This is a genomic window from uncultured Amaricoccus sp. (assembly GCF_937858865.1).
GTDB lineage: Bacteria > Pseudomonadota > Alphaproteobacteria > Rhodobacterales > Rhodobacteraceae > Amaricoccus.
Window position 1 is genome coordinate 1 of the sequence record NZ_CALLYO010000156.1, and the last position, 4,289, is coordinate 4,289.

A 4,289-nucleotide genomic window follows, 5' to 3' on the forward strand; every position below is an offset into this window, starting at 1 on the left:
AAGATGGGCGGCTACGGCTTCCTGCGCTTCAGCCTGCCGATGTTCCCGGTCGCCTCCGAGCTCCTCTCCGACTTCGTCTTCCTGCTCTCGGTCGTCGCCATCATCTACACCAGCCTCGTCGCGATGGTGCAGGAGGACATGAAGAAGCTGATCGCCTACACCTCGGTGGCGCACATGGGCTTCGTGACCATGGGGATCTTCGCCCTCAACCGGCAGGGGGTCGACGGGGCGATCTTCCAGATGCTGAGCCACGGCTTCATCTCCGGCGCGCTCTTCCTCTGCGTCGGCGTCCTCTACGACCGGATGCACACCCGCGAGATCGCCGCCTACGGCGGGGTCATCGCGCGGATGCCGGCCTTCGCGCTCGTCTTCATGCTCTTCACCTTCGGCAACGTCGGCCTGCCGGGGACGAGCGGCTTCGTCGGCGAGTTCCTGACGCTGGCCGGGGTCTTCCAGGTCTCGACCTGGGTCGCCTTCCTGGCGACGACCGGCGTGATCCTCAGCGCCTGCTACGCGCTCTGGCTCTACCGGCAGGTGATGCTGGGCGAGCTGATCAAGGAGAGCCTGAAGACGATCCGCGACATGAGCAGCCGCGAGAAGCTGGTCTTCGCGCCGCTGGTGGCGGCGATGATCGCGATCGGCGTCTATCCGGCCTTCGTCCTCGACGTGATCGGGCCCTCGGTCGCGGCGCTGATCGACCATACCGAGGCGGCGCTGGCGGCCCAGGCCCCGACGTTCGCCGCCAACTGACGGAGACCTCCGGATGTTCCTCGAGTCTCTCAACGTCGTCGCCCCCGAGGTGGCCCTCGCGGTCCTCGCCATGGCGCTCCTGATGTGGGGCGCCTATGCCGGGCGCGAGGTGGGCTCGGGCGTGCTCTGGGTCTCCTGCATCGCGCTGGTGCTGGTCGGGCTCTGGATCGGCTTCCAGCCCGAGGGGACGCGGACGGCCTTCGACGGCTCCTTCGTGTCGGACGGCTTCGCCCGCTTCTCCAAGGTGCTGATCCTCTTCGGCGCCGCCGCCACCCTCGCGATGAGCCACGAGTATCTCGCCCGGGCGGGGCTGATGAAGTTCGAGTTCCCGGTCCTCATCCTGCTCTCGGTCGTCGGCATGACGACCATGGTCTCGGCCGAGGATCTCATCGTCCTCTACATGGGGCTCGAGCTGCAGAACCTCGCGCTCTACGTCGTCGCCGCCTTCCGGCGCGACAGCCTGCGCTCGACCGAGGCGGGCCTGAAGTACTTCGTGCTCGGCGCGCTCTCCTCCGGCCTCATCCTCTACGGCGCGAGCCTCACCTACGGCTTCGCCGGGACGACGAGCTTCGCCGGGATCGCCGCCGCCGGCGCCGGCGAGCAGCTCGGGGCGGGGCTGGTCTTCGGGCTCGTCTTCCTCGCCGCCGGCATCGCCTTCAAGGTCTCTGCCGTGCCCTTCCACATGTGGACGCCCGACGTCTACGAGGGCTCGCCGACCCCGGTCACCGCCTACTTCTCGACCGCCCCCAAGGTCGCCGGCGCGGCGATGTTCGCCCGCCTCCTCTACGACGCCTTCGGCGGCGCGGTCGGGGACTGGCAGCAGATCCTCGTGCTGCTCTCGCTCGCCTCGATGTTCCTCGGCGCGGTCGGCGCCATCGGCCAGCGCGACTTCAAGCGGCTGATGGCCTATTCCTCGATCACCCACATGGGCTTCGCGCTCATGGGGCTCGCCGCCGGCACCGAGGAGGGAGCGCAGGCGCTCCTCATCTACCTCGCCATCTACGTCGCGATGAACGTCGGCACCTTCGTCTTCATCCTCAACATGGAGCGCGACGGCAAGCCGGTGCCCGACATCTACGCCCTCGGCCTCTACGCCAAGGTCGAGCCGGCGCGGGCGCTGGCCCTCGCCGTCCTCCTCTTCAGCCTGGCGGGCGTGCCGCCGCTCGTCGGCTTCTTCGGGAAGTTCTACGTGCTCAAGGCCGCCGTCGACGCCGGCCTCGTCTGGCTCGCGGTCGCCGGCGTGATCGCCAGCGTCATCGCCGCCTTCTACTACATCCGCATCGTCTTCCTGATGTACTTCGGCGAGGCCTCCGAGCCGCTCGACGGGCGGATGCCGGCGCTGCACTGGGCGATCCTCGCCGTCTGCTCGATCGCCATGGTCGCCGGGGTGGTGAACCTCTTCGGCGTCGAGGCCCTCGCCGCCTCGGCGGCGGCGACGCTGGTGCAGTAGCGGATGACCTCCTGGCCGGCCGGCGTCGGCCGCGAGATCCTCGAGACGGTCGACAGCACCAATGCCGAGGCGCTGCGCCGCGCCGCCGCCGGCGGGGTGGGGCCGGAGTGGATCTGCGCCCTCCGCCAGGCGGCGGCGCGCGGGCGCCGCGGCCGCCCCTGGGCGATGGGGCCCGGGAACTTCGCCGCCAGCCTGCTGATGCGGCCGCCGGCGATGGACGGGGTGGCGCTCGCCCAGCGGTCCTTCGTGGCGGCGCTCGGGCTGCTCGACGCCCTGGTGATGGTGACCGGGCGGCCGGAGCTCTTCGCGCTCAAGTGGCCGAACGACGTCCTGCTCGCCGGCGGCAAGGTCGCCGGGATCCTGCTCGAGACCGGCGGGCCGGCGGGCCGGCCGCCGGCGCTCGTCGTCGGCATCGGCGTCAACCTGGCGGTGGCGCCCGATCCGGTCGACCTCGAGCCGGGCGCGATGGCCCCGGTCAGCCTGCGCGGCGCGACCGGCATCTCGATCGCGCCGGGCGACTTCCTCGACCTGCTCGCCCCGGCCGTCGACCTCTGGGAGGAGCGGCTGGCCGACGAGGGCTTCGCGCCGCTGCGCGCCGCCTGGCTGGCGCGGGCGAGCCGCATCGGCGAGGAGATCACCGCGCGGCTGCCCGGCCGCGCGCTGACCGGCCGCTTCGAGACCATCGACGCGGCGGGCGCGCTGGTGCTCGCGACCGATGCCGGGCGGGTGGTGCTGCCGGCGGCCGAGGTCTATTTCGCGGAGGGTGGCCATGCTGCTCGCCATTGACGTCGGCAACACCAACATGGTCTTCGCGCTCCACGACGGCACGCACGTCGTCGCCGAGTGGCGCTGCCGCACCGAGCGCCAGCGCACGGCGGACGAATATTTCGTCTGGCTCGAACAGCTGATGGACCACGCGGGGATCGAGGCGACGATCGCCTCGGTCGTCATCTCCTCGGTGGTGCCGCAGGTCGTCTTCAACCTCCGGGTGCTCGCCGACCGCTATTTCCACACCCGCCCGAAGGTGGTGGGCAAGCCCGAGGTGAAGCTCGGGGTCCCGGTCCGGGTGGACCCGACCACGGTGGTCGGCGCCGACCGGCTGGTCAACACGGTGGGCGCCTGGGACCGCTACGGCGGCGATCTCATCGTCGTCGACTTCGGCACCGCGACGACCTTCGACGTCGTCGACTTCGACGGCGCCTATGTCGGCGGGGTGATCGCGCCCGGGGTCAACCTCTCGCTCAAGGCGCTGCACGACGCGGCGGCGGCGCTGCCCTTCATCGACGTGACCAAGCCCGAGCAGGTGGTGGGGACGAACACCGTCGCCTGCATGCAGTCGGGGATTTTCTGGGGATATGTCGGCCTCATCGAGGGCATCTGCGCCCGCATCCGCGCCGAGCGGGCGCGGCCGATGACCGTCGTCGGAACCGGGGGACTGTCCACCCTCTTCGCGCAAGGGACAGACGTCTTGGAGAAGATCGACACCGACCTGACCATCCACGGCCTGGTGCTGATCGATCGCCTGAACAGGGAGTGAGCGGGACCGAATGGCAAAGCCTGACCGGCTGATCTACCTGCCCCTCGGCGGGGCGGGCGAGATCGGCATGAACATGTACCTCTACGGCTACGGGCCGGAGGGGAAGGAGCGCTTCATCCTCGTCGACATGGGGGTGAGCTTCCCGACCATGGAGTCGACGCCGGGCGTCGAGCTCATCATGGCCGACCCCTCCTTCATCCAGGCCCGCGCCGACCGGCTGGAGGCGATCTTCATCACCCATGGCCACGAGGACCATGTCGGCGCGCTCGGCCTGCTCTGGCACCGGCTGAAGGCGCCGGTGCATGCGCGGCGCTTTACCGCCGAGCTGGCGCGGGGGAAGATGGAGCGCGCCGGGCAGGACACGAGCGCGGTGCGCCAGGAGGCGCCCTGGCCGCACGTGGTGCATGCCGGGCCGTTCACGGTCGGCTTCCTGCCGATCGCGCACTCGATCCCGGAGAGCTCGGCCCTCGTCATCGACACGCCGGCCGGGCGCATCCTGCACAGCGGCGACTTCAAGGCGGATCCGACGCCGCTGGTCGGCGAGCCCTTCGA

The 4,289-nt window shown here is 70.5% G+C and carries 5 protein-coding genes; all 5 read left to right on the forward strand.

Features of this window, described 5'->3' with window-relative positions; genetic code table 11:
* A partial coding sequence (locus tag Q0112_RS04370; RefSeq protein WP_297971953.1) for an NADH-quinone oxidoreductase subunit M occupies window positions 1–750 on the forward strand: 750 nt, incomplete at its 5' end.
* A 13-nt stretch (window positions 751–763) separates the two neighbouring features.
* Window positions 764–2,200, forward strand: a complete 1,437-nt coding sequence (gene nuoN / locus Q0112_RS04375; RefSeq protein WP_297971954.1) for an NADH-quinone oxidoreductase subunit NuoN — start codon at window positions 764–766, stop codon at window positions 2,198–2,200.
* 3 nt (window positions 2,201–2,203) lie between these two features.
* On the forward strand, window positions 2,204–2,986 hold the full coding sequence (locus Q0112_RS04380) for a biotin--[acetyl-CoA-carboxylase] ligase (protein WP_297971956.1): 783 nt from the start codon (window positions 2,204–2,206) through the stop codon (window positions 2,984–2,986).
* The gene (locus tag Q0112_RS04385; RefSeq protein WP_297971959.1) at window positions 2,970–3,737 is read left to right on the forward strand and encodes a type III pantothenate kinase; all 768 of its coding nucleotides are present in this window, start codon (window positions 2,970–2,972) and stop codon (window positions 3,735–3,737) included. Before Q0112_RS04380 ends, Q0112_RS04385 begins: the two co-directional genes overlap by 17 nt.
* A 10-nt stretch (window positions 3,738–3,747) precedes the next feature.
* The coding region (locus Q0112_RS04390; RefSeq protein WP_297971963.1) for a ribonuclease J at window positions 3,748–4,289 on the forward strand (542 nt) is incomplete at its 3' end.